This is a genomic window from Vibrio sp. Y20_XG_PY13 (assembly GCF_024181925.1).
GTDB classification, from domain to species: domain Bacteria; phylum Pseudomonadota; class Gammaproteobacteria; order Enterobacterales; family Vibrionaceae; genus Vibrio; species Vibrio parahaemolyticus.
On sequence record NZ_JAMZAL010000034.1, the window covers coordinates 1 to 2,150 of the forward strand.

3 protein-coding genes are annotated in these 2,150 nt (G+C 40.0%); all 3 read left to right on the forward strand.

Annotation, left to right across the window (positions count from 1 at the left end; genetic code table 11):
- Nucleotides 1-164: 164 nt before the first annotated feature.
- The 3 genes from NL646_RS23240 (at nucleotide 165) to NL646_RS23255 (ending at nucleotide 1,918) form a co-directional block, all read left to right on the forward strand.
- Complete coding sequence (locus tag NL646_RS23240) at nucleotides 165-470, forward strand: NIPSNAP family protein (protein ID WP_253664755.1); 306 nt, start codon at nucleotides 165-167, stop codon at nucleotides 468-470.
- A gap of 153 nt (nucleotides 471-623) precedes the next feature.
- Nucleotides 624-1,385, forward strand: a complete 762-nt coding sequence (locus NL646_RS23245; RefSeq protein ID WP_140358707.1) for a hypothetical protein — start codon at nucleotides 624-626, stop codon at nucleotides 1,383-1,385.
- Nucleotides 1,386-1,528: 143 nt separating this feature from the next.
- Nucleotides 1,529-1,918 carry a hypothetical protein gene (locus NL646_RS23255; RefSeq protein WP_021453025.1) on the forward strand — a complete coding sequence of 130 codons (390 nt, stop codon included), beginning with the start codon at nucleotides 1,529-1,531 and terminating at the stop codon, nucleotides 1,916-1,918.
- Nucleotides 1,919-2,150 lie beyond the last annotated feature (232 nt).

Genomic DNA, 2,150 nt, shown 5'->3' on the forward strand with positions numbered 1-2,150 from the left:
ATAACAAACTGTTCAAGAGGGATTCACAACGCGTGGCATTTTCACTATGCGTTGGTTTAAGTGATTAAGGTGGTATGCGGCTTCATCGGTATTGCGTTGTTCACCCCTTAACAGGGCGTTATACGTTGCGCATAAAATTAAGAAATTAGAAGGATTTAAAGCTTATGATTACTTGCTATGTCAGGTACGTGATTGACCCGAAAAAGGTCAAAGAATTTGAAGAATACGCAAGAATGTGGATTCCACTTGTTGAGAAGTTCGGTGGTCAACACAATGGCTATTTCCTACCGTCAGAAGGTGCGAATAATATAGCTCTAGCTTTGTTCACATTTGAAAGCTTATCAGCATATGAAGAGTATCGTCTTAAATCTTTAAATGATCCTAAGTGTATTAAAGCTTTTGAGTTTGCAGATAAAGTAGACTGCATTATTAGCTATGAACGTAGCTTTTTCAGACCAGTGCTCGGGTAAGGAAGCAACGTATAACAAACAATTTAAGAGGGATTCCCAACGCTTGGCATTTTTGCTTCTACTTCAATTTTAGTGGTTACGGTACAATGCTTTAGGTTGGGTGGTAGCGTTGCTCACCCCTTAATTGGGCGTTATGTTTTTTAGGAGAATTCGGTGGGAATTGGTTCAAATTATATGGTTGAGCTCATGGAGTCACAATATGAAGAAGCGAAAGCTGAGTGGATTCGTGAGCAATTAGATGATCAGGATGCAGATGAATATACTTCAGGTTGGGATGAGTTGTCTGACGCTTATGATGAGCTAAACGCTCATGATGAGCCATATTATGAAGATTGGGATAATAATTGGGTTGCTCCTAAACAAACAAGAAAAGGAATTTTTCAAGAATCAGTTGATACCGCATCAGAGTTGATGGGAATGTCATTTTTCCCTTCCGTGGAAGATAATGTATTAATTATGTTGCATGGACACATCGTTGCAGCACTAGAGGGTTACTTATCATCAACTTTTATTTCGGCGACTTTATCTTCAAATGATTTCATTCGTAAGCTTGTTGAAACAGACCCTGAGTTTGCAGATAGAAAGTTTACGATAAAGGAAATATTTTCAAAACATGAGTCTTTAAAAAGTGATATCGCGAAGTACTTACAAGACTTAATCTTCCATAAGATCGATAAAGTACGTCCAATGTATAAGAGCGTCTTAGGGGTTGATTTGGGTGAAACGTCTTGGTTGTTCAAGGCGGTTGCGTTGAGACATCATTGTGTCCATAGAGCTGGATATGATCATGATGGTAATAAAGTTAGTGTGTCTAAAGATGATATCCAACTATTGATTAAGCGTTGTTCCGATTTAGTCGATAAAATTGATAATGATGTTGTGGATATGCTTAGACCCAAACCACAAAAAACATAACAAATTGTTCAAGAGTGATTCGGCACGCGTGGCATTTTTACTATGCGTTGATTTTAGTGGTTAAGGTGTTATGCGGAAGCTCAGGTATTGCGTGCCTCACACCTTAACAAGGCGTTATGTGTTTCTCACAAAAGGAGTCGTCAATGAAAAAGCCTACGATTGAATCCAGTCAGGAGGAGCTCATAGCGTTTGTTCGAGATTGGATAGATTTATGCGCGTCAGGAGAAGCAGAGTATGCTTTTTCGTTTCTTGATGAACCATTAGATAACTCTAGAAGTAAGTGGAGTTTAGAAGATTTTGAAATGGTCAGGTTTGACCATTTTGGCGACAACCAGCTCCCAGTTATAACAAGTCCTTTAACCGTCACAGGGGTTCTAAGAAACGACATCTTCGAGTACGACAACGGCTCTGGGTGGGGAGTTGAATATGATTTGCCGCTTAATGGTGTCGTTAGTGATTTCACGCTGCTTTTCGACTTCTTAAAGCATGGTGAAGACCTGAGGGTGATTTTGGATGATTGCCACGTCATGTAAAAACACATAACAAACTGTTTAAGAGTGATTCGCAACGCGTGGCATTTTTACTATGCGTTGGTTTAGGTGATTAAGGTGTTATGCGGCGGCATCGGTATTGCGTTGCTCACACCTTAACAGGGCGTTAGCACTGGGTTGGAATCAGAGGTCAAAAGTCTTGATGTTTATTGGTTTCTTTTTTCAGCTTTACACCTGATCAAATGTGCCTTTCAGGTTCGCTCCGGTGGCACTA

Bases quoted from the DNA above. Each gene is read 5' to 3' on its own strand.
- NL646_RS23240 (WP_253664755.1), top strand. From the start codon at position 165: ATGATTACTTGCTATGTCAGGTACGTGATTGACCCGAAAAAGGTCAAA.
- NL646_RS23255 (WP_021453025.1), top strand. From the start codon at position 1,529: ATGAAAAAGCCTACGATTGAATCCAGTCAGGAGGAGCTCATAGCGTTT.